This window comes from Streptomyces sp. NPDC048191, assembly GCF_040652655.1.
Taxonomy (GTDB): Bacteria; Actinomycetota; Actinomycetes; order Streptomycetales; family Streptomycetaceae; genus Streptomyces.
Window position 1 is genome coordinate 250,847 of the sequence record NZ_JBEZMO010000005.1, and the last position, 22,570, is coordinate 273,416.

General features: G+C 74.1%; 17 protein-coding genes. 7 read left to right on the forward strand and 10 right to left on the reverse strand.

Annotated elements, in window-relative coordinates; translation table 11 throughout:
- The first annotated feature begins 128 nt into the window (after positions 1–128).
- The 4 genes from AB0D93_RS11680 (at position 129) to AB0D93_RS11695 (ending at position 3,749) form a co-directional block, all read left to right on the forward strand.
- Positions 129–737, forward strand: a complete 609-nt coding sequence (locus AB0D93_RS11680) for a hypothetical protein (RefSeq protein ID WP_362116930.1) — start codon at positions 129–131, stop codon at positions 735–737.
- Between the two features lie 152 nt (positions 738–889).
- Positions 890–1,639 (forward strand): FHA domain-containing protein, encoded by a 750-nt coding sequence (locus tag AB0D93_RS11685; protein WP_362116934.1) that lies wholly within the window; start codon positions 890–892, stop codon positions 1,637–1,639.
- Positions 1,636–3,177 carry a protein kinase gene (locus AB0D93_RS11690; RefSeq protein ID WP_362116937.1) on the forward strand — a complete coding sequence of 514 codons (1,542 nt, stop codon included), beginning with the start codon at positions 1,636–1,638 and terminating at the stop codon, positions 3,175–3,177. Before AB0D93_RS11685 ends, AB0D93_RS11690 begins: the two co-directional genes overlap by 4 nt.
- Before the next feature lie 101 nt (positions 3,178–3,278).
- Positions 3,279–3,749 carry a hypothetical protein gene (locus tag AB0D93_RS11695; RefSeq protein ID WP_362116941.1) on the forward strand — a complete coding sequence of 157 codons (471 nt, stop codon included), beginning with the start codon at positions 3,279–3,281 and terminating at the stop codon, positions 3,747–3,749.
- A gap of 70 nt (positions 3,750–3,819) precedes the next feature.
- Here AB0D93_RS11695 and purH read toward each other — a convergent pair whose 3' ends face one another.
- Positions 3,820–5,388, reverse strand: a complete 1,569-nt coding sequence (gene purH / locus AB0D93_RS11700; RefSeq protein ID WP_362116944.1) for a bifunctional phosphoribosylaminoimidazolecarboxamide formyltransferase/IMP cyclohydrolase — start codon at positions 5,386–5,388, stop codon at positions 3,820–3,822.
- Positions 5,385–6,074, reverse strand: a complete 690-nt coding sequence (purN, locus tag AB0D93_RS11705) for a phosphoribosylglycinamide formyltransferase (protein ID WP_362116947.1) — start codon at positions 6,072–6,074, stop codon at positions 5,385–5,387. Before purN ends, purH begins: the two co-directional genes overlap by 4 nt.
- Positions 6,075–6,317: 243 nt before the next feature.
- On the opposite strand from purN, the gene AB0D93_RS11710 reads away from it, so the two are divergent.
- Entirely contained in the window at positions 6,318–7,223 is a 906-nt protein-coding gene (locus AB0D93_RS11710; protein WP_362116950.1) for a hypothetical protein, read from the forward strand.
- A gap of 62 nt (positions 7,224–7,285) precedes the next feature.
- On the opposite strand, the gene AB0D93_RS11715 is transcribed toward AB0D93_RS11710, so the two are convergent.
- Positions 7,286–8,995, reverse strand: a complete 1,710-nt coding sequence (locus tag AB0D93_RS11715; RefSeq protein ID WP_362116953.1) for a DUF6350 family protein — start codon at positions 8,993–8,995, stop codon at positions 7,286–7,288.
- A gap of 96 nt (positions 8,996–9,091) precedes the next feature.
- Between AB0D93_RS11715 and AB0D93_RS11720 the strand changes: the two genes are divergently transcribed.
- Positions 9,092–10,183: a sigma factor-like helix-turn-helix DNA-binding protein gene (locus tag AB0D93_RS11720; protein WP_362116956.1), complete on the forward strand. Its 1,092-nt coding sequence runs from the start codon at positions 9,092–9,094 to the stop codon at positions 10,181–10,183.
- Positions 10,184–10,274: 91 nt separating this feature from the next.
- Here the strand turns inward: AB0D93_RS11720 and sucD are convergent, their stop codons facing one another.
- From sucD to AB0D93_RS11755, 7 genes are all read right to left on the reverse strand, one after another.
- Positions 10,275–11,159 carry a succinate--CoA ligase subunit alpha gene (gene sucD / locus AB0D93_RS11725; RefSeq protein WP_208899208.1) on the reverse strand — a complete coding sequence of 295 codons (885 nt, stop codon included), beginning with the start codon at positions 11,157–11,159 and terminating at the stop codon, positions 10,275–10,277.
- A 28-nt stretch (positions 11,160–11,187) separates the two neighbouring features.
- The gene (gene sucC, locus AB0D93_RS11730) at positions 11,188–12,366 is read right to left on the reverse strand and encodes an ADP-forming succinate--CoA ligase subunit beta (protein WP_362116961.1); all 1,179 of its coding nucleotides are present in this window, start codon (positions 12,364–12,366) and stop codon (positions 11,188–11,190) included.
- 437 nt (positions 12,367–12,803) lie between these two features.
- On the reverse strand, positions 12,804–14,822 hold the full coding sequence (locus tag AB0D93_RS11735) for a hypothetical protein (protein WP_362116964.1): 2,019 nt from the start codon (positions 14,820–14,822) through the stop codon (positions 12,804–12,806).
- A gap of 186 nt (positions 14,823–15,008) precedes the next feature.
- On the reverse strand, positions 15,009–15,932 hold the full coding sequence (locus AB0D93_RS11740; RefSeq protein WP_362116967.1) for a hypothetical protein: 924 nt from the start codon (positions 15,930–15,932) through the stop codon (positions 15,009–15,011).
- A gap of 131 nt (positions 15,933–16,063) precedes the next feature.
- Positions 16,064–17,227: a VWA domain-containing protein gene (locus AB0D93_RS11745; protein WP_362117260.1), complete on the reverse strand. Its 1,164-nt coding sequence runs from the start codon at positions 17,225–17,227 to the stop codon at positions 16,064–16,066.
- Between the two features lie 11 nt (positions 17,228–17,238).
- Complete coding sequence (locus tag AB0D93_RS11750) at positions 17,239–19,911, reverse strand: DUF5682 family protein (RefSeq protein WP_362116970.1); 2,673 nt, start codon at positions 19,909–19,911, stop codon at positions 17,239–17,241.
- Positions 19,908–21,053, reverse strand: a complete 1,146-nt coding sequence (locus AB0D93_RS11755) for an AAA family ATPase (RefSeq protein WP_362116973.1) — start codon at positions 21,051–21,053, stop codon at positions 19,908–19,910. Before AB0D93_RS11755 ends, AB0D93_RS11750 begins: the two co-directional genes overlap by 4 nt.
- Positions 21,054–21,194: 141 nt before the next feature.
- On the opposite strand from AB0D93_RS11755, the gene AB0D93_RS11760 reads away from it, so the two are divergent.
- Positions 21,195–22,550, forward strand: a complete 1,356-nt coding sequence (locus tag AB0D93_RS11760; protein WP_362116976.1) for an SWIM zinc finger family protein — start codon at positions 21,195–21,197, stop codon at positions 22,548–22,550.
- The last annotated feature ends 20 nt before the right edge of the window (positions 22,551–22,570 follow it).

Sequence of the window (22,570 nt, forward strand, 5' to 3'; positions counted from 1 at the left end):
CCGGGCTAAAGAACGATGAGCGGACAGTGCCGCGGGCAGTGCCGGGGGGACGGACCGCATCTGTAGAACTCTCCTCCGAACCGTGCCGCGCGTCGTCCCCGCACTTGGAACAACGGAGGAAGACCGCCATGAGCTTTGGCGACCCGAACAACCCCTACGGCCCTCCGCAGGGCCAGCAGCCCGGCTACCCGCCCCCGCCGCAGCAGGGCCAGCAGCCGGGATACGGCTACCCGGCCGCGCCCCAGGGCCAGCCCGGATACGGCTACCCGGCCGCCCCGCCGCTCGGGCAGCCCGGCTACGGCATGCCGATGGAGATGCCGGGCCTGATGAAGACCGCGCGTGTGCTGCTGTTCATCCTGGCCGGTCTGCAGATCCTGTTCGGCCTCATCGCGGGCATCGCCATCGGTGCCCTGCAGGACGTCTCCAACAGCACCGGCAGCGGTGACGACACCAGCGCCGCGACCGGTATCGGCATCCTCGTCGCGGTGATCCTGCTGGCCTTCGGCGCGCTGTCGATCTTCCTGGGCGTCAAGTTCAAGAGCGGCGGCGGCGGTATCCGCGTCACCACGATCGTCTACGCGTCGCTGATGATCCTCGGCGGCGTCAGCAACATGGTGCGCGGCGGGGGCGGCTCCGCCACCTTCGGCGGGCTCATCTCGCTCGCCATCGCCGGCATCATCCTGGCCGCGATGGTCAACGGCCAGGCCTCGGCCTGGTTCAACCGTCCGCGCTACTGAACCCGCCCGCGCGACGGAACAGTTCGCGCCATTCGACGCCAAGGGCCGTGTCTCACCCGTCCAGGGGGAGGCACGGCCCTGGTGTGTCCCCCTAATCTGGCCGAGGTGGCCGTTCCGGCCGGGGCAGCCGTCAGGCACTGGGGAGACGCACCTTGTACAGCATCATCGTCGTACCTCCGCCGACCCCGGAGGACCGGCAGCACCGCACCCGGATCCGGCTCGCGCCCGGTGAGCGCCTCACCTTCGGACGGGCACCCGAGAACGACCTGACGATCCCTCACGACGGGGTCTCCCGCCGGGCCGGCGAGCTCTGCGCGCAGGGCGCGTTCTGGATAGTGAGCAACCTGTCCGCGCGGCAGACGTACGTCGTGGAGAACCCGGAGGGCGCCGGCGAGCACATCAAGGTCGGTCCGGGCCGGCTCGACGCGCCCGTCCCGTTCGAGTTCTCGCGGATCGTACTGCCCGCCGCCGGGGACCTGCTGACGATCGAGGTGTGGGCGCCGCGCCACGACTACCTGCGCGACGGCGGCGGGCCCGACGGCGACACCACCGCCCCCGCCTTCTCCGTCGACCGCACCAAGCGCTACTTCGCCGTCCTGGCCGCCCTGTGCGAGCCGCGGCTGCGCGGCGACCCGCACGCCCCGCTGCCCACCGTCGACCAGGTCGTCGACCGGCTGCGCCCCGCCTGGCCGGCCGCCTCGCGCACCTCGGTGCAGTGGAACATCGACTACCTGGCGGTGAAGCTGCGGCTCAAGCCGGGCCCGGAGACCGCGGACACCGGCCCCCGCCTCAACGGCAAGAAGGAGTCCCTGGTCTCCCTGGCGCTCCGCTTCGACCTCGTACGGGAGGACGACCTGGTGGTCCTGTCCGGGGCCGTCTCCACCAGCCGGGCGGCCCGGTGACCGAGCCGTACGCGGTGCCCGTGCCCCGGGGCTACCGGGTCGGCGGCTGGGAGGTGCGGGAGCCGATCGCGACCGGGGCCTTCGGCAGCGTGTACGCGGGCCGGCGCACGGCGGGCTCCGCGGAACTGCCCGCGACCGCCGCGCTGAAGTTCCTGCCCACCGGCACCGGCACCCCGCGTCAGCTGACCCACCTGCGCGAACTCATCGAACGCGAGGTGGACCTGCACCGCAGGCTGCGCCGGCCGCGGCTGATCCGGATGTACGAGACCCTCGTCGTCGACGACCCCGGCCGCCCGGAACTCGACGGCGCCACCGTGCTCGTCCTGGAGCGGGCCGAGGGGTCCCTGTCGGCCCTGCTCGCCGTCTCGCCCCGCCCGGACGCCGGGCCCGCCCTGCTCGCGCAGGTCTGCGAGGGGCTGGCCCAGCTGCACCGGGCGGGCTGGGTGCACGGGGATCTGAAACCGGCCAATGTGCTGCTGATGGCGGACGGTTCGGCGCGGCTCGCCGACTTCAACATGGCCGCCGAACTGGAGGGCACCCACGCCTATACCCCGGCCTTCTCCACCCCCGACTACACCCCGCCCGAACTGCTGTGGGCGGAGATCGGCGAACGCGGCCGGCGGATCCGCCCGTCCGCCGACGTCTGGGCCTTCGGTGTGCTCGCCCATCTCGTGCTCACCGACTCCTTCCCGCTGTCCGGCGCCACCCCCACGGCCCGCCGCGACGCGGCCGCCGCCTACGCCCGCGGCACCGACGAACTGCGTCTGTCGCCCGAACTCCCGGACGCCTGGCGGGAGATCGTCCGCGACTGTCTGGCCCGTACGCACGAGGCCCGGATCAGCACCGAGGCGCTGCTGCGCCGCGTCGAGACGGCCGCCGGCACCGGCCGCTCGCCGCGCCTGCCCCGGCTGCTGCCGCGGCGCGGACGCCGGCGGATCCTGATCGCCGGTGCCGCGGCCGCCACCGCCGCCGTCGCGGCCCTCGGCTACGGCATCAGCACCAGGGCCACGGACGACCGGCCGGGCGACGCCCGCGACGCCTCCTCGGCCCGCTACGGCGCCTCGGAACTGCGCACCGACCGGGGCGTCCCGGTCGTCTACCGCCGGCTCATCGTGGACTCCGCCCACGCCTGCCCCGAGCCCGACGTCACCCCCGCGCTCATCGCGGCCATGCTGAAGGCCGAGAGCGACTTCGACCCGAACCTGTCCGACCCGGCCAAGCACGAGTTCGGCATCGCCCGCTGGACCCCCGCCGTGCTGCGCTGGTACATGCGCGACGACGGCGTCCCCGCGTCGGCCACGCCCACCCCGCCCCTCACCCCCTCCGTCTCCATCCCGGCCATGGGCCGCTACCTCTGCTTCATGGCGCCCAACCTGAAGGCCGGCCTGCCCGGCGACGAACGGGTGCTGCTCGCCGCCGCCTACCGGACGTCGTACAAGAAGGTGAACGACACGGGCGGAGTTCCCCCGAAGTACCGCGACTACTGCGCCCGTGTCGCCCACTACCTCAAGGAGTACGCCCCCGCGGGGAAGAAGTGACCCTGAGACTTCCGAGGTACCGGCGGACGGACCGGGGCGGCACGGTGGTAGCACTCCGCCACGGCGGAGCGACCGACACCATCCGTTCACATGGGGGAACCGTGAACATCGCCAAGCCCGCCGCACTGCTCGTCGCGGCCACCGCCCTGCTCGCCGGCTCCACGGTGGCGGCCACCGCGGCCGCACCGGACGGCACCCGGGTCACCGGTGTCCAGCAGGTGGCCGACCAGGTCCTCGCGGGCCACCCGAAGCCCCTCTCGGCCTCCGCCGACCGGGTCCGCTACGACGGCCTGACCCTCACCAAGGCCCCGCAGGGCAAGGTCGCCGCGAAGGACCTCGCCTGCGCCTACGGTCACCTGTGCATGATCGTCAAGGGCACCAAGTTCGACTTCTACAAGTGCCAGACCTGGAACGTCACGAACTGGACCGGGGACGGGCCGTTCACCAACAACCAGACGCCGGGCACGGTCGCCAGGTTCTTCAACCGGGACGGCAGCGTCCGCTGGACCTCGACGGCCTACCAGGCGGGCACCGCGACCTGGGACCCGATCTGGTCGCTGCGCCCCTGCTGACCACGGACGCCGACGGCCTCCGGCTCCCTCGGGGGAGGGCCGGAGGCCGTCGGTACGGGATGACCGGAGATCAGTGGAAGAAGTGGCGCGTGCCCGTGAAGTACATCGTCACGCCCGCCTTCTTCGCGGCCTCCACGACCTGCTCGTCACGGATCGAGCCGCCCGGCTGGACGATCGCCCGGACACCGGCGTCGATCAGGATCTGCGGGCCGTCCGGGAAGGGGAAGAACGCGTCGGAGGCCGCGTAGGAACCCCGGGCGCGCTCCTCGCCGGCCCGCTCGACGGCGAGCTTGCAGGAGTCGACGCGGTTGACCTGGCCCATGCCGACGCCGACCGAGGCGCCGTCCTTGGCGAGCAGGATCGCGTTGGACTTCACGGCGCGGCAGGCCTTCCACGCGAAGGCCAGCTCCTTCAGCTCGTCCTCGCCCAGGGCCTCGCCGCTGGCCAGCGTCCAGCCCGCGGGGTCGTCGCCGTCGGCCTGGAGGCGGTCGGTGACCTGCAGCAGGACACCGCCGTCGACCTGCTTGGCCTCGACCCGGTTGCAGGGCGCGCCCGGCGCCTTCAGGACCCGGATGTTCTTCTTCTTGGTGAGGGCCTCCAGCGCCCCCTCCTCGTAGTCCGGGGCGACGATGACCTCGGTGAAGATCTCCGCGACCTGCTCGGCCATCTCCTTGCTGACCGGCCGGTTGACGGCGATGACACCGCCGTACGCGGAGACCGGGTCGCAGGCGTGCGCCTTGCGGTGCGCCTCGGCGACGTCCGAACCGACCGCGATGCCGCAGGGGTTGGCGTGCTTGATGATCGCGACGCAGGGCTCGTCGTGGTCGTACGCGGCACGGCGGGCGGCGTCCGTGTCCGTGTAGTTGTTGTACGACATCTCCTTGCCGTGCAGCTGCTCGGCCTCGGCGAGGCCACCGGTCCCGTCGACGTACAGGGCGGCGCCCTGGTGCGGGTTCTCGCCGTAGCGCAGGGTGTTCTTGCGCTCGTAGGTGGCGCCCAGGAAGTCCGGGAAACCGGACTCGTCCACGGGGGCGTAGGAGGAGGCGAACCAGGAGGCGACGGCCACGTCGTAGGAGGCGGTGTGCTGGAACGCCTCGGCGGCCAGGCGCCTGCGGGCGGCGAGGTCGAAGCCGCCGTCCTGCACGGCCGCGAGGACGTCGGCGTACCGCTCCGGGCTGGTGACCACGGCGACCGACGGGTGGTTCTTGGCGGCGGCGCGGACCATCGACGGGCCGCCGATGTCGATCTGCTCGACGCACTCGTCGTCGCTCGCGCCGGAGGCGACGGTCTCGCGGAACGGGTAGAGGTTGACGACGACGAGGTCGAACGGCTCGACGCCCAGCTCGGCGAGCTGCTGCCGGTGGCTGTCCAGCCGCAGGTCGGCGAGGATGCCCGCGTGCACCTTCGGGTGCAGGGTCTTGACCCGGCCGTCCAGGCACTCGGGGAAGCCGGTCAGCTCCTCGACCTTGGTGACGGGGACGCCGGCGGCGGCGATGCGGCCCGCCGTCGACCCGGTGGAGACCAGCTCGACACCGGCGGTGTGCAGCCCGCGCGCGAGGTCTTCAAGGCCGGTCTTGTCGTAGACGCTGACGAGCGCCCGGCGAATGGGCCGCTTGGTGCTCTCGGCGGTGGCGGTCACTGGATAACTACCTTTCGTCCCTCAATGCGATGGCCGTTGCGGGCGATCCGCCCCACGACCTCGACGAGCAGCCTTCGCTCGACTTCCTTGATGCGCTCGTGCAGCGCGCTCTCGTCGTCCTCGTCCCGGACCTCGACCACGCCCTGGGCGATGATCGGACCGGTGTCGACGCCGTCGTCGACGAAGTGGACGGTGCAGCCGGTGACCTTGGCGCCGTACGCGAGCGCGTCACGCACGCCGTGGGCTCCCGGAAAACTGGGGAGGAGGGCGGGATGGGTGTTCACGAACCGCCCGCCGAACCGCGCGAGGAACTCCTTGCCGACGATCTTCATGAACCCGGCGGAGACCACGAGGTCCGGTTCGTACGCGGCCACGGCGTCGGCGAGGGCGGCGTCCCACTCCTCGCGGTTCGCGAAGTCCTTGACCCTGCGCACGAAGGTCGGCAGCCCGGCCCGCTCGGCGCGGGCGAGCCCCTCGATGCCGGCGCGGTCGGCCCCTACGGCGACGATCCGTGCGCCGTACCGCTCGGCTCCGGTGCGCTCGATCTCGTCCAGGAGCGCCTGCAGATTGGTGCCGGATCCGGAGACCAGCACGACGAGGCGCTTGACCGGCGGGCCGGCGGGGGTGGCGGCCACTGTGGGGCCCTTTCTCGGGGTGGCGACTGTCACGGCCGCCGGTTTGTACATTCGTACGAATGCTTTGCCCCTCGCGATACAGGGAAGTCTACGAACCGGGCGACCGTCAGCAACGATACCGGCACTCGGGAAGGCCCCCACGGGACGGGGGCGGGGCCGGAAGGTAGCGTTCGCAGGGAATCACGAAGGGCAGCCTCGGGAACGCGGTCGTCGTACGGTGCGTTGTCGGGGAGGAAGCCCAAATCGGACAGCCGTGCGCACAGCCGTATTCGCCTAGGGGAAGACGCTCTTTTGATGCCCGATCGCAGCCTGCGACTCCTCACGTTCCCTCCGAGCCCGGAGCAGGGAGGCGAGCGCGGCGTCGTGCTGCTGCGAGAGCGGCCCGCCTCGCCGCCGGAGGCGCCTCGGGACGGGCAGGCCGGCGGCGCGGGTCAAGGTGGCCACGCGGGTCAGGACGGCCATGCCGGTCAGGGTGGCCACGCGGGTCAAGGTGGCCACGCGGGTCAGGACGGCCATGCCGGTCAGGGTGGCCACGCGGGTCAGGGTGGCCATGCGGGTCAGGACGACAATCCCTTCGCACCGCCGCCCGAGGGCACCCCGGACCGCCCCTGGCAGCCACGCCACCCCCAGGGTTCGCAGGGCTCCGGTCACGGCCACGGCCCGGGTCACGGGGGTGGCTCCCCGTGGGGCGACCAGTGGAGCGACCGCCAGCCCGGCCGCTCCCCCGGCGGCTTCGGCGAGCGGCCCGGCGGCGGCCCCCAGGGCCCCGGCGGACCGGCCGGCCCCGGTGGAATGCGCTGGGACCCGACCGACCCCGCCCAGCGCCGCGCGCGCTACGCCCTGCTGTCCGGCATGTGGGCCGTCTTCTTCGCCCTGTTCAGCTGGCCCTACGTGTCCCTGCTGCTGGGTGTGCTGGCCCTGTACTGGGGAGTCAGCGCCCTGCGGGCCAAGCCGCGCAGGGCGGACCCGGACACTCCGGCCCCGCAGGGAGCGGCCCGTCCCCAGGCGACGGCGGCCATCGGCGGCCTGGTCACCGCGTCCCTGGCCCTGGTCCTGGTGGCCTCGACCTTCACGGTCCAGTTCGTCTACCGCGACTACTACACGTGCGTCAACGACGCCCTCACCCACGAGGCCAAACAGTCCTGCGACAAGCTGCTTCCGCCGGAGCTGCGGGGAGTTCTCGGAGTGGGGAACAGCTGAACCGTCCGGGTCGGCGCTGACGCCGTCGACCCGGTGAGGCGCGACGCGTGCCCGGCGGAGGGTCAGTGGGGCGGCTCGGAGGGGTCCGGCGGGTCCGGCACCGGGTCCGCGACGTCGGGCCGGAGCTCGCCGGGCGCGGCGGCGTCCCTCAGGGCCGCCCAGCGGGAGGCGCGCGCCAGGTCGTCGTGCCAGTCCAAGGGGTCGTCGGCCGGAAGGACCTCGTACGGCTCCTCCTCGGCGGCGCCGGTCGTACCGGGCACCGTCTCCGGCCGGGCCGGGACGCCGCCCCTGTCCTTGTCGGCCTTCTCGTCCTCGGCCGGGGTCCTCCCGGCCTCCTCGCCCTTGGCCGCGTCCCCGGGCTCGGCCCGGTCCTTCGCCCCGGCCCTCCCGGGCTCCTTGCCCTCCCTCACCGCCTCGGTTCCCTGCGCCGGGATCCCGCCTCCCCCGGTGTGCCGCCGGACCCGCAGCCGCCACGCCCGCGCGATCAGCGCCACCGGCGTCCCGAACAGCACGGTCCACGCCCACGCCGCTCCCCCGGCCTGCCACCACGCCGGGCCGAACCGGGCCAGCGCGGACAGCCCGAGACGACCGCCGGACAGGTCGGCGAGCAGGGCGAAGGCCGCCGCGCAGAGCGTCGCCGTCAGCAGCACCACTCCGCAGGTACGGGCGGCCGACCAGCGGGCCGACACCGGTCCGTCCGGCTCCGGCCGGCGCACGGCCCCCCGCGCCACGAACCACCCCGCCGTCACCCCGGCCGCCACCGGCACCAGCCCCGCCGCCCAGTTCGGCGCCGTCCCGGCGCCCGCGTCCGGCACCGCCGCCAGCAACGGGAAGGGCGGCAGCAGCGGAGCCGGATCCGAGGCGAACGGGTGCACCGGATGCCCGGCCCCGAGCAGGAACCCGGGGCCGAGGGCGTAGGACGCGGCCCACACCGCCGCGTTGGGGATCAGCGCGACACCGAGCAGCAGCACCGCGAACCGCCCCGACCACCCCTCCGTCAGCTGGAGGAAGGACGCCCGTGCCAGGCCGCCGTGCCACACCAGCGACACCCCGACCAGCAGCGCCCCGCCGCCGAAGAGCACCGTCGTGGCGGCGCCGGTGGCGCGTACGGCCGTACCCAGCCGGGCGCGCGCGTCCGCACCGAACACCAGCCGCCGCACCGGTCCCGGCAGCACCACCAGCGCGCTCAGCACCGGTTCGCGGGGACGGCCGTACGCCGCCCACACCCCGGCCGCCGCCGAGCCCGTCGCGACCAGCGGCAGACACACCGTCACCCAGGACCAGGAGGGCCGCAGTTCACCGCCCGAGCAGTACAGCGCGACCGCCACGCCGACGCCGAGATAGCCGAGGACGACGCCCGTACCCACCGTCCACGCCGGCACGGGCGGCGGGCCGTCGGCGTCGGCGGGCGCGTCCACCGCGTCCCTGGCCGCCCGGTACACCAGCCACACCGGTAGCGCGAGCAGCAGCAGCGGGGTCACGCCGACCGGCAGGTGCGCACCGGAGAGCGTCTCGGTGCGGACCAGTTCGACGCCGTGCGCCAGCAGCCACAGCGCGGCCGCGACGTGCAGCGCGCCGCCCGGACCGCTGTCGGGGTAGGGCGAGCTGACCCACAGCGCCATCACCGGCACGGCGAACGAGCCGCATCCGAGTCCGGCGGCGACGGCGCCGGCCAGGAGGCTCGCGGCCAGTCCGGGTTCGCGGTCCCGCATCCGGGCCAACAGGGGTGACAGCGACGGTCGGCGAGCGGTCATCAGAATCACGCCCGCCATGCTCCCAACGACACGCGCGTTCCCGCCGTAACAGGCCAACCTCCGATGTGTCGCCCAATATATGTTTATGTTCTTTTTGGTGCGAAAGGGTGCACGGTGACACCGCCGACGCCCGGCCATGCGCTGCCACCGCCGGGGGAACGCCGACGCCTGCGCGTGGCCCGTGCGCTGACGGCCGCTCAGGTCGCCGAGCAGGTCGGCGTCAGCTGCGCGACCTTGCGCGCCTGGGAGTCCGGCCGCCTCGTGCCGCACGGAAGCGAGGGGGAGGCGTACGCCCGGCTGCTGACGACGCTCATCCTCCAGGAGACGGCCGAGGGCGGCAGGACGGCCGGTGCACGCCGGAAGGAACCGGCGCCCGCCGCCGGCCCCGAACCGCTGACGCCGGCTCAGGCCTTCGACGCGCTGTACGCGTTCTGCGCCCCCGCCCTCGCACGGCAGGCCTATCTGCTCACCGGGCGCCGGGAGCTCGCCCGCGAGTCCGTCGAGCGGGCCTTCCAGCTGGCCTGGCAGCACTGGCCCGAGGTGGCCCGGGACCGGGATCCGGGCAGCTGGGTGCGGGCGGCGACGCACGACTGCGCGCTCTCGCCCTGGCACCGTCTCCGGCCCCGGCACCGGTCCCCCGAGCCGCCGCCGGCCGACCCGGCGGACCGGGCGCTGCTGCACGCGCTGCTGCGGCTTCCGCCGGTGTACCGGCGCACGCTCGTCCTCTACGACGGTGTGGGCCTCGACCTGCCGGAGACGGCGGCGGAGACGGAGGCCAGCACGCCGGCCGCCGCCAACCGGCTGACGCACGCCCGCCAGGCGCTGGCCGCGCGGCTGCCGGACCTGGCCGGCCCCGCCGAGTTGCATCGCCGGCTGCGGGAGCTGGCCTCGGCCGAGCGGTTGCACACGGCCCGGCAGACGGTGGTGCGGACCCGCAGTGAACGGCGGAACGTGTTCTGGACCCGGGCGGCGATCGCGTTCACGGCAACGGTCGTCGGCGCGACGACGCTGATGCTCCGGACGGCGCCGACGCACTACGAGGCACCCCTCGCTCCGGCGCAGGCCGTGGAGGGGGTTCCGGCGCCCGGCGTGCTGGGCCCGCTCGGCGTGGCGGGCCCGCTGTCGCGGGAGGCGCGGGCCCTGCGGGACAGCTTGCGGAAGTCGGCCACGGGCGGGCCGGGAAGGCTGGTACCGGAACTCCGGTGAGCGGTGCGGGAACGCGCCGCGGAGCCCGGCCTGAACGCCGGGAGGCCCGCCCCGACGAACGGGACGGGCCTGCCACGTGGAGCCGAGGGGCTCAGGCGCTCAGGATCTCCCGAGCCAGCTTCGCCGTCTCGGTCGGGGTCTTGCCGACCTTGACGCCTGCGGCCTCCAGGGCCTCCTTCTTCGCCTGGGCGGTGCCGGAGGAGCCGGAGACGATGGCGCCGGCGTGGCCCATGGTCTTGCCCTCGGGCGCGGTGAAGCCCGCGACGTAACCGACGACCGGCTTGGTCACGTTCTCCTTGATGAACGCCGCGGCACGCTCCTCGGCGTCACCGCCGATCTCACCGATCATCACGATGAGCTCGGTCTCCGGGTCGTCCTGGAACGCGGCCAGGGCGTCGATGTGGGTGGAGCCGATGATCGGGTCGCCACCGATGCCGACGGCCGTCGAGAAGCCGATGTCACGCAGCTCGTACATCATCTGGTAGGTCAGCGTGCCGGACTTCGAGACCAGGCCGATGCGGCCCGGCTTGGTGATGTCGCCCGGGATGATGCCGACGTTCGACTGGCCCGGGGTGATGATGCCGGGGCAGTTCGGGCCGATGATGCGGGTCTTGTTGCCCTTCTTGCCGGCGTACGCCCAGAAGGACGCCGAGTCGTGCACGGCGATGCCCTCGGTGATCACGACGGCCAGCGGGATCTCGGCGTCGATGGCCTCGACGACCGCGTCCTTGGTGAACTTCTCCGGCACGAAGATGACGGAGACGTTGGCGCCGGTCTTCTCGATGGCCTCCTTGACGGTGCCGAAGACGGGTACCTCGGTGCCGTCGAAGTCCACGGTGGTGCCCGCCTTGCGCGGGTTCACGCCGCCCACGACGTTCGTGCCGTCACCGAGCATGAGCTTGGTGTGCTTCATGCCGGTGGCGCCGGTCATGCCCTGGACGATGACCTTGCTGTCCTTGTTGAGCCAGATAGCCATGGTGTGTTGGTGTCCTCGTCCTGAGTGCTTACTTGGCGGCGGCCAGCTCGGCGGCCTTGTCGGCCGCGCCGTCCATGGTGTCGACGCGCTGCACCAGCGGGTGGTCGGCGTCGGTGAGGATCTTCCGGCCCAGCTCGGCGTTGTTGCCGTCGAGGCGGACGACGAGCGGCTTCTCGACCTTCTCGCCGCGGTCCTCAAGGAGCTTCAGGGCCTGCACGATGCCGTTGGCGACCTCGTCGCAGGCGGTGATGCCACCGAAGACGTTCACGAAGACGGACTTGACGTCCGGGTCGCCCAGGATGATCTCCAGGCCGTTCGCCATGACCTGGGCGGAGGCGCCGCCGCCGATGTCCAGGAAGTTGGCGGGCTTGACGCCACCGTGCTTCTCACCGGCGTACGCGACGACGTCCAGGGTGCTCATGACGAGACCCGCGCCGTTGCCGATGATGCCGACCTCGCCGTCGAGCTTGACGTAGTTGAGGTTCTTCTCCTTGGCGGCGGCCTCGAGCGGGTTGGCCGCGGCCTTGTCGTGGAGCTCCTCGAAGTCGGGGTGACGGAACTCGGCGTTGTCGTCGAGCGACACCTTGCCGTCGAGGGCGATGACGTCGCCGGAGGCCACCTTGGCCAGCGGGTTGACCTCGACCAGGAGGGCGTCCTCCTTGATGAAGGTGTCCCACAGCTTGACCAGGACGTCCGCGACCTTGTCGGCGACCTCGGCCGGGAACTTCGCCGCGGCGACGATCTCCTTGGCCTTGGCCAGGTCCACACCGTCGATCGCGTTGATCGGCGTCTGGGCGACGGCCTCGGGGCGGGTGGCCGCCACCTCCTCGATCTCCATGCCGCCCTCGACGGAGGCGATGGAGAGGAAGGTGCGGTTGGCACGGTCGAGGAGGAAGGAGACGTAGTACTCCTCGAGGATCTCCGGGGCGGTCTCGGCGATCATCACCTTGTGGACCGTGTGGCCCTTGATGTCCATGCCGAGGATGTCCGTCGCACGGGCGACGGCCTCGTCCGCGGAGGCGGCCAGCTTGACGCCACCGGCCTTGCCGCGACCACCGACCTTCACCTGCGCCTTGACGACGGACTTGCCGCCCAGCCGCTCGGTGATCTCGCGCGCCGCCTCAGGCGTGTCGATGACTTCACCGGCCAGCACCGGTACATCGTGCTTGGCGAAGAGGTCCCTCGCCTGGTACTCGAACAGGTCCACGCGCTTCCGTCCCTATCAGTGATCTCGCGGTTCGTTGGATGCGTGGGCGTGCCGCGAAGGGCAACGTGACGTCCGCTTGTCACAAGGGAGGCGCACACGGTGTCCGAGCGCGCGGCATGTCCGTCTCGCAGGTTATCGCCGCTTGCGGGGGCTCCCTAAATCGAGGGTCACACACGAGCGGTGATACCTGTCACATGATGCCGGGTCCGGTGGCACCGCGTGCCGCGATATGGGTGTCGTACGGGCATGGTGCGAGGCCTCACCGGGCTGGGGTTGACCCGGTGAGGCCTCTGGGACGGCCCCGGTGGTGCCGGGGCCGGGGCGGTTGATCCCCACCCCAATGGGGACCACCCGCCCGGGCCGCGGAGCGCCGTCCGGACGGGCCGACGGCATTCGGCCGCCCGGGTACCGGCACCCCGCGGAGCGGTTCGGGGCGCTCAGCCCTGGTATCGCATGCCCTGCGGACCCCCGTGCACGCCGTAGCCCTGGAGGTACGCCGGTACGGCCGTACGGGTGACCCCCTCCGCCCCGCCGACGGCGTGACCGGCGAGCGGGGCGCCGCCGTCCCGGGCCGTGCCCCCGAGGTCGTACCCGAAGGCCGCCGCCTGCTGGGCGAGCGGCGCGGCGGCGCCGGTGACCCCGCCCGCGAACGGCCCGGTCCCGCCCGCGACGCCGTGGACCAGACCGGCCGTGCTCCCGCCCGCCCCGTCCGCCACCGGCAGCACGGTCCCGGTGGCCTGCCCGGCCACGGGCGCGACGGTGCCGGCGGCCTGCTGCACGGCTCCCGCTGCGGTGTACGTGGTCTGCGCGACCGCGCCGGTGACGGTGTGGGTGAGCGGTGCGGTCGCGCCGGTGACCCCCGACGCGAACGGCGGCACCTGCGCGGCCACGCCCTGGGCGAAGGCCCCGGTCTGCGCGGTCACACCGTGCGCGAGCGGCGGTACGGCGTCCACGGCACCGCCCGCGAAGGGCTGGACGTCACCGGCCACGCCGTGACCGAGGGCGCCCGCGTCGGCGACGGCCTGCCCGGCCACCGGCACGATCCCGCGCACGGCACCGGAGGCCACCGGCGGCAGCACCGCGTCCGTGGCGTCCTGCGCGACCTGACCGGCCGGCGCCCCGGCGTAGGCCGTCGCGCCCGCGGCCACCGGCCGCACGTCGTCGACGGCACCCGTCGCGACCCCGTGCACCGCGGGTACGGCACCGCCCGCGGTCCCGTACACGCCCGACGCTGCGGATCCGGCCGTCCCGTACGCACCGGGGACGGTGTCCGCGACGGTTCCGTACGCCCCCGACACCGCCGCCCGCGCCGTCCCGTACACACCCGACGCGGTGCCCTCGGCGACGCCCAGCGCGCCGGAGACCGTGCCCCCGGCGACCGCGTGCGCGGCGGAGACGGTGCCCTGGGCGGTCCCGTACCCGCCCGCCACCACGTGCCCGGCCGTGCCCTGCGCGCCCGTCACCGCCCGACCGGCGAACGGCACCGCCCCGTGCACCGCCGCGGAAGCCACCGGCGGGACGACGCCGGCGGCCGTCTCGTCCACCACCGGGGTGACCGCGCCGGGCACGGCCCGGACCGTGCCGACGACCCGCTGCCCGGCACCCGTGGCCGTACCGGTGACATGCGCGGGCACACCCGCGACGGAGGCCTGGGCGGCGCCGGTCGCCGCGGTGGCCGTGCCGCGCGCGCCGGCCGCGGCACCCGCCGTCCGCCCCTGCGCTCCGGCGACGGTCTGCAGAGCCGTCGTCCGCACGACGCCCTCGACACCCTGCGCCTTCGCACGGGCGGCCGCCTGGGTGGCCTGGAGCTTGGTCTGGGCGGCGGCCAGGGCCTCCTCGACCTCGGGGGCGAAGGAGGAGAGCGGTCCGAAGAGGTAGTCGATCTCGTTCTGCGGAGTGTCGTGGGGGACGGCACGAGCAGCGGTCGGGGCGGCGTGCGCGGCCGCGTGGGTGGCGTGGGCGGCGGCGTGCGTGCCGTCGGCCCGGACGTGGGCCTGGACGTGGGTCTGCGTCCGACGGGCCGCCTGAGCGCCCCTGACGGCCTCGGCACCCCGGATCTTCGCGGCGGCCGGGACCTGGGCGTCGACGTAGCGGCGGGTCTGGTCGGCGGTGCCGGTGAGGGCGGTGGTGGCGGTCCGCGTCACCTGCGTGGACCCGGTGGCCGCGGTGGCGGTGCCCGAGACGGTCGAGGTGGTCGAGACGGCCGTGCCGGTCAGGCCGGAGACGGTGTGTCCGACGGCGTTCTGCACGCCGGAGACGGTGTCGTGGACGCCGGTGAGGACGCCGTCGACGGTCCCGGCGACGCTCTCGGTGGCGCCGCCGGCCTCGCCGCCCGCGTCCGGTGCGGAGACGGAGGCCGAGGAGAGCTCGTCGGCGCTGGCGACGGCCGAGCCGAGCGCCCAGGCGCCGGTGACACCGGCGGCTATCACGATCGAACGACGGATGTTCTTGTTCATTGCGTGCGTCAAGTCCTTCGGTAACGGCTGGAATCGGCTAGGGGTGCCGTCCGGAGACCGCTGAGCACCGGTCGCGGTGAGCGCTTCGACTGTCGGCAGCGCTGACCGCCGGGCTGGTCCGGACGGGCGGGCAGACCTGTTCCGCCCCCGCGCGACAGGTCCGTGGCGGGGAGGTCGCCCTGCTGGCTAGCCGGGGAAGACGGGGATGTCCCGGTGCCGTTCCCGGGTGCGGGGCGCGTCGACGCGCGCGGCGGCGCCGAGCGTGAGCCGCAGGGGCGCCCGGCCGTCGAGGGTGACGGCGTGTGCGTCGCCGTGCCGGGACGCGCCGGCGTCGGCCGCCTGCTTGCCGAGCACACCGTCCGGGTCCGGAGTCGGCGCCGGGCGGCCGGGGGCACCCACGGCGGCGCCGCCGTGGGTGGCGAAGGCACGCGCCACGGACTGCGGAGCGGGGATCGCCACGGGGCCGTACGCGGCCGTCGGCGCCGGCGCGTGGACGGTCGCGGCACGGGGGTGGGCCCGGGCGTGCCGTTGCTTCTGCGCCACCGCAGCGGACGTCGCCGCAGCACCGCCGTGCCGCTGTGACCCGGGCGCCGTGGACGCCGGTTCCGGCATCGGAGGGACGGGCGCGTCCTTCACGGGGGTGAGGCCGGGCAGCGGCAGGGAGGGGGGCGCGGCTCGGGGCTCTTCACCGACGGCCTGCGCGGCGGTGGCCGTGACGGTCCGGGTGACGGTGGCCGTGACGGTCCGGGTGACGGTGGTGAGCACGTCGCGTACGGGGGTGACGGCCTGTTCGCCGAGGGTGCGGGCGCCGACGGTGTGGAGGTCGGCGGCGTGGAGGTCGGCGGTGTGGAGGTCGGCGGCAACCCGCTCGGTGGCCGTGCCGACCGCCTGTACGGGCCGCGCCGGATCCTCGTGCCCGGTCACCGCGGACCGCACCGAAGTCGCCTTCGCCGGCACCGTGGTTCCGTCGGCCGCGTGTGCCTGCTCGCCGCAGAGGAAGCCCAGCACGAACAGTCCGCCCACCAGCAGCACCAGTTGGAGCGCACGCCGCCCGGCCGCCGTACGCAGCACGCGCACGGTGGTACCAAGGGGGGCTGCTGGGAAGGTCAAGGAGCTGGACATCCTCGGCTCGGCAACGACACGGGCTCCGCCGATCCTTGCACGCCTCGCCCGCGGCCGCGCAAGCCCCCTGTTACCGATGGGTAGTCATGTCCCTTTTCCCACCTCTTTCGTGTCCGGCATCACACGGTGTCCGGTATCGGCAACGGCCGCTTCTCCAGCGCCGCCGCCATGACCTCGGGGAACAGATCGGGCGTGCAGGCGAAGGCCGGTGCGCCGAGCGCGGCGAGGGCCGCCGCGTGCTCCCGGTCGTACGCGGGCGCGCCCTCGTCCGACAGCGCGAGCAGCGCCACGAACTGCACCCCGGACGCCTTCATCGCCGCCACCCGCTTGAGCATCTCGTCGCGGATACCGCCCTCGTAGAGGTCGCTGATCAGCACGACCACGGTCTCCGCGGGCCGGGTGATCTGCGACTGGCAGTGGGCGAGCGCCCGGTTGATGTCCGTGCCCCCGCCGAGCTGGGTGCCGAAGAGGACGTCGACGGGGTCGTCCAGCTGGTCGGTGAGGTCGACCACCGCCGTGTCGAAGACGACCAGCCGGGTGCTGATCGACCGCATGGAGGCGAGGACCGCGCCGAACACGGACGCGTAGACCACGGACGCCGCCATCGACCCGGACTGGTCGATGCAGAGCACGACCTCCTTCTTCACCGACCGTGCGGCACGCCCGTATCCGACGAGCCGTTCCGGTACCACCGTGCGGTACTCGGGCAGGTAGTGCTTGAGGTTGGCCGCGATGGTGCGGTTCCAGTCGATGTCGTGGTGGCGCGGGCGGCTGATCCGCGCGCTGCGGTCGAGGGCGCCGGTGAGGGTGGCCCGGGTGCGGTTCGCCAGCCGCTTCTCCAGGTCCTCGACGACTTTGCGCACGACCGCGCGTGCCGTCTCCTTCGTGGTCTCCGGCATCGCCTTGTTCAGCGAGAGCAGCGTGCCGACCAGGTGGACGTCCGCCTCCACCGCTTCCAGCATCTCCGGCTCCAGCAGCAGATTTGCGAGGCCGAGCCGGTCGATGGCGTCGCGCTGCATGACCTGGACGACGGAGGACGGGAAATACGTGCGGATGTCCCCCAGCCAGCGCGCCACCGACGGTGCCGAGGCCCCGAGTCCCGCCGAACGCTCCCGTCCCGCCTGCGGTTTGTCCCCCTTGCCGTAGAGCGCGGCCAGCGTGCCGTCCATCGCCGCGTCCCGCCCGGACAGGGTGCATCCGGTGCCGTCGGCCTGCTCCCCACCGAGCACCAGCCGCCAGCGCCGCAGCCGCTCCCGCGCCGGATCCGCGATGTCCCCCCGCATCGACTCGGTCGTCATACCCCCACCCCCGCACAACTGTCGTCGTCATCGGTGCCGCCCCCGACCGCGCCCGCCTTCCCCGTCCCCACCTCGACCAGGCCGCTCCACTCCGGGGCACGGGTGGCCGGGGCGCGGTCGGGGGGTTCTCGTCGGGTCGGGCCGCGGCCGGCCGGGTTCTCCAGGCCGAGCAGCAGGCGCAGTACCGGCAGTACGGCGTCGGCGCGTTCGGTGTCCGGCTCGGGGGCGAAACCGGGTGTCACGGCTTCGTGGGCCGCGCGGCCGGCCATGGCTCCGGGGCCGCGCCGGACCAGTTCACCGAGCGTCCTGCGCACCCCGGGCTCATAACCGGCGAACGTGCGGCGCAGCAGTGGCAGTACGTCGGTGAACGCCTCCGCGGACACCCCGGTCAGCCAGCCGTCCACCAGGCCGAGCAGCCGCTCGTCGTGCACCAGCAGCAGCCCGCCCCCGCCCCCGACGAAGCCCTCGATCCAGGCGGCCGCGTCGGCGGGCGGTGTCCCCGGTGACAGCGCGAGGCCCATCAGTCGCGCCGCCTCCTCGGCCCCCAACTCCCCGTCGTCCAGCAGCAGCCGCACCGCCCGCCCCTGGAGCACCCCGGGCACGGTGTCACGCGACGACAGGGTCCGCAGCACGGTCCGCCAGCGGTCCCGCAGATCGCCGGGCCCGGCACCGGGGGTGGCCCGGCGGCCCGTGCCACCGTGCTCGCTCGCACCCGCGCCGACGCCTGCCGCCCCTTGGCCGCCGACACCTGCCCCCATGCCGCCGGCACCAGCACCGGCCGGCGTCTCCGTCAGCAGCCCCACCGCCGTGTGCACGGCGTCCAGATGGCCCCGCATCTCCTCCGCGGCGTCCGTGCCGAGCGCCGCGCACGCCGGGGGCAGGCCGACGAAGACGCGTTCGGCCAGGCCCGCGGCGACTCCGGCGAGCGCGCCGGTGTCGGTGCCGCGCACGTCGCCGTAGCGCAGGGAGCGGACCAGGGCGGGCAGGGCCTGGGCGAGATGGCCGACGTCCGCGTCGAGCGCGGCCCGGTCGGCGAGCACCCGCATGACCACGGGCAGGGCGTCCGGCAGACCGGCGAGCAGACACTGCTCGGCGAGCGCGGTGACGTCGGCGAGGGAGCGCGCGGCCGTCGCGTCCGCCTCGGCCTTGGCCTGTGCCGCGGCCAGTACGGTCGTCCCCCACACGCCCGCCTCGGCGACCCGCACCGACAACTCCGGCTCCCAGCGCAGCCGCCAGGTCTCCCGGAACGTGCCCGTGCTCCCCCGTGACCGCGCGGGCTCGCCCCAGCCGACGCCGAGCAGCCGCAGCCGGTGCAGCAGCCTGCTGCGGCCGGCGTCGGTGTCGCCCCGCAGGTCCAGCTCCAGTTCGCGCTCCAGCGCCTCCGGCTTGAGCCGCAGCGAGCGCTGCTGCCGTGCCAGGTCGCGCTGGAGCGGCACCGCCGGCGCTGACTCCGGGACCTCGCCGAGGACGTCCCCGACGACCAGCCGGTCGTGCACCAGCGCCAGCGGCACGTCCGAGCCGTCGCCCATCACCGCGCGCACGGCGTCGGTGGTCTCGCTCAGCCCGGGCAGCGGGCGGCCGCGCAGGGCGGCCAGGGTCTCCGCGAGCCGGACCGCCTCGATGACATGGGCGGAGGACACGATCCGGTCCTCCTCCCGCAGCAGCCGCGCCACCTTGGTCAGCCACCGCTCGACCGGCCGGTCGCGGGCGTGGAACAGATGGCCGTACCAGCCGGGCGAGTCGATGCCCGCGCCGTACCCGCTGGACCGGGCCAGCCGGCGGTGTGTCCAGGGCACCCACGTCAGGTCGGCCTTGACCTTGGGCAGCCCCTTCAGCCGGGCTCGGTCGGCAGCGACGGTGGCCCTCTCGCGCAGCGCGGGCACGTGCCAGGCCCCGCAGACCACGGCCACCGAGTCGCCGAACTCCTTGCGTGCCGCGCGCACCCGGAGCCGCATGTGCGCCTCGCGGACGAGGTCGCGGGAGTGCCCACCGGCGCCGTACCGCTCACGGAGTGCGCCCATGGCCTCCTCCAGCGCGGCGAACGGGGCGAAGGGGTCCCGCTCCCCCGGGCCCCGGTGCTCGACGACGTCCTCCCACCAGCGTTCGGGATCGTCGTACCCGGCGGCCTCGGCGAGCACGGCGAGCGGGTCGACACGGACCTGCTCCCCGGTGTCCCCCGGGGCGTCGGTCTCCCCTGTCTCCTCGGCGTCCGGCGGAGGCGCGGCGGTCCCCTCGGCGCCGGGTCCGGCAGGCGCCCGCGACTCGGCGGGTTCCGTCTCCCCCTCGTTCTCCCCGTCGCTCTCCACCTCCTTCTCCCATGCGAGTGAGTGCGCGGCCGGCAGGTCGATGAAGTGGGCCGGGACGTCCTGCTCCAGGGCCCAGCGGATCGCCACCCATTCGGGACTGAACTCGGCGAACGGCCAGAACGCCGAGCGGCCTGGCTCGTCCACGGCATGGGCGAGCAGGGCGACGGGAGGCCGCAGGTCCGGGTCGGCGGCCAGCGGGATCAGCGGGTCGGCCTCGGGGGGACCCTCGATCAGGACGGCGGCGGGCCGGGCGGCGTCCAGGGCGGCGCGCACGGCGCGGGCGGACCCGGGGCCGTGGTGCCGCACACCCAGCAGGAGCGGTCCGAGGTCGGCGGCCTTGGGCCAGCGGGTGTCGTCGGTCATGCGCTCACCTCCCGGCACGCGCGGTAGAAGTCCGTCCAGCCCTCGCGCTCGCGGACGACCGTCTCCAGGTACTCCTGCCAGACGACCCGGTCGGCCGCCGGATCCCGCACGACGGCGCCGAGGAGGCCGGCGGCGATGTCGCCCGGGCGCAGCACGCCGTCACCGAAGTGCGCGGACAGAGCGAGGCCGTTGGTGACGACGGAGATCGCCTCGGCCGTGGACAGCGTGCCGCTGGGCGACTTCAGCTTGGTGCGGCCGTCCGCCGTGATGCCGTCGCGCAGTTCACGGAAGACGGTCACGACCCGGCGGATCTCGTCGATGCCGTCGGGCGCGGCCGGCAGGTCGAGGGAGCGGCCGATCTGCTCGACCCGGCGGGTGACGATGCCGACCTCGGCGTCGGCGCTCTCCGGCAGCGGCAGCACCACGGTGTTGAAGCGGCGGCGCAGCGCGCTGGAGAGGTCGTTGACCCCTCTGTCCCGGTCGTTGGCGGTGGCGATGAGGTTGAACCCGCGGACCGCCTGGACCTCCTGGCCCAGCTCCGGGACGGGCAGGGTCTTCTCGGAGAGGATCGTGATCAACGTGTCCTGCACATCGGCGGGGATCCGGGTCAGCTCCTCCACCCGGGCCGTCATGCCCTCGGCCATGGCGCGCATGACGGGGCTGGGCACGAGCGCGTCGCGGCTCGGTCCGTGCGCGAGCAGCTGCGCGTAGTTCCAGCCGTACCGGATCGCCTCCTCCGGCGTGCCGGCGGTGCCCTGCACCAGCAGGGTGGAGTCACCGCTGATCGCCGCGGCCAGGTGCTCCGACACCCAGGTCTTGGCGGTGCCCGGGACACCGAGCAGAAGCAGGGCGCGGTCGGTGGCGAGCGTGGTGACGGCTACCTCGACGATCCTGCGCGGGCCCACGTACTTGGGCGTGATCACCGTGCCGTCCGGCAGGGCGCCGCCGAGCAGGTACGTCGCCACCGCCCACGGCGACAGCTTCCAGCGCTCCGGGCGCGGGCGGTCGTCCTGCGCGGCGAGAGCGGTGAGTTCGGCGGCGAAGGCATGCTCGGCGTGCGGTCGGAGCGCGGGTGCGCTGTCGCTGTGGCTCGGTTCGGCGACGCTCGGTCGCACGGACGCGGATGCAGACGTGGCAGACATGGCGGACATGGCTGAGGCCCCCTCCAGCTCGGCCGGTTCGGATCTGGCATCCACCGTGCACCACGCCACTGACAATCGCTCTGACCTGCACAAATGCCCGCTACGGACCGATTGTCAGTGGCGGGACCTACCGTCGGGGACATGACTGAGCAGGGGGCGCACTGGACCGCGGAACAGGTGCTGTCACTGGCGCCTGACGCCGCGTCACGCACAGCGGGAGGCAAGCTCGGCACGGCCGGTCCGTGGTCCGAGGCGGGGAGCGGAGAGGGGACGGTGTGGGGGCTGTGCAAGGGCAGCGGCAGCCGGCCGTATCAGACGGTGGTGGATCTCGCCGACGCGGCCGGTCCGGCGTACAGGTGCAGTTGTCCGAGCCGTAAGTTCCCGTGCAAGCACGCGCTCGGGCTGCTCCTGCTGTGGGCGGGCGGCGACGGCTCGGTGCCGGCTCGCGCCGAGCCGCCGGACTGGGCAGGGCAGTGGCTCGCGAACAGACGGGAGCGGACCGAGGGCAAGCCGCCGCGCGGGGCGGGCGGTTCGGGGGCGGGGCCCGCCGATCCGGTGGCGGCGCGGCGGCGGGCCGAGCGGCGGGCCGAGCGGGTCACCGCGGGCGCGACGGAGCTGGAGCAGCGTCTCGCGGACCTGCTGCGCGGCGGCCTGGCCGCGGCCGAGCAGGCGGGGTACGGCCTGTGGGACGAGACGGCGGCCCGCATGGTCGACGCGCAGGCGCCCGGACTCGCCGCGCGGGTGCGGGAGTTGGGGGCGATCCCGGCGTCCGGCGCGGGCTGGCCGGCGCGGCTGCTGGAGGAGTGCGCGCTGCTGCACCTGCTCAACGAGGGCTGGCTGCGCCGCGACCGGCTGCCGGACACCCTCGCGGCCACGGTCCGTGCACGGCTGGGACTGCCCGCCCCGGCGGACGGCACGCCGGTCCGCGACCACTGGCTGGTCCTCGCCCAGTACGACACGGCGGACCCGAAAGTGACGACCCGCCGGACCTGGCTGCACGGCGCGGCGTCGGGCCGCACCCGGCTGCTGCTGTCCTACGGCGCGGCTGGCCGGGCACCGGAGCTCTCCCTGCCGGTCGGGCTCGTCCTGGACGCGGAGCTGTCCGCCCATCCAGGGGCCGGCCAGTCCCGGTCGTCCCTGGGCGAGCGGTTCGCCCCGCCGGCACCGGCCGCGTTCCGCCCACCGGGCACGAGCACGGCCGAGGCGGCGGCGCGGTACGGCGAAGCGCTGTGCGAGGACCCCTGGCTGGAGTCGGTCCCGGTGACCCTGGACCGGGTGATACCGGTCCCGGACGGCGATCTGTGGCAGCTGGCCGACGCCGACGCGGACTGCGCCCTGCCGCTGACCCGGGCGGCCCGCTCCCGACCCGGCCTGTGGCGACTGGTCGCACTCTCCGGCGGCGCCCCGGTCAAGGTCTTCGGCGAGTGCGGCCACCACGGCTTCACCCCGCTCACGGCCTGGCCGGAGGGCACGGGCGAGGCGGTACCCCTGTGCTGACCGGAGCGCCGGAGAAACGC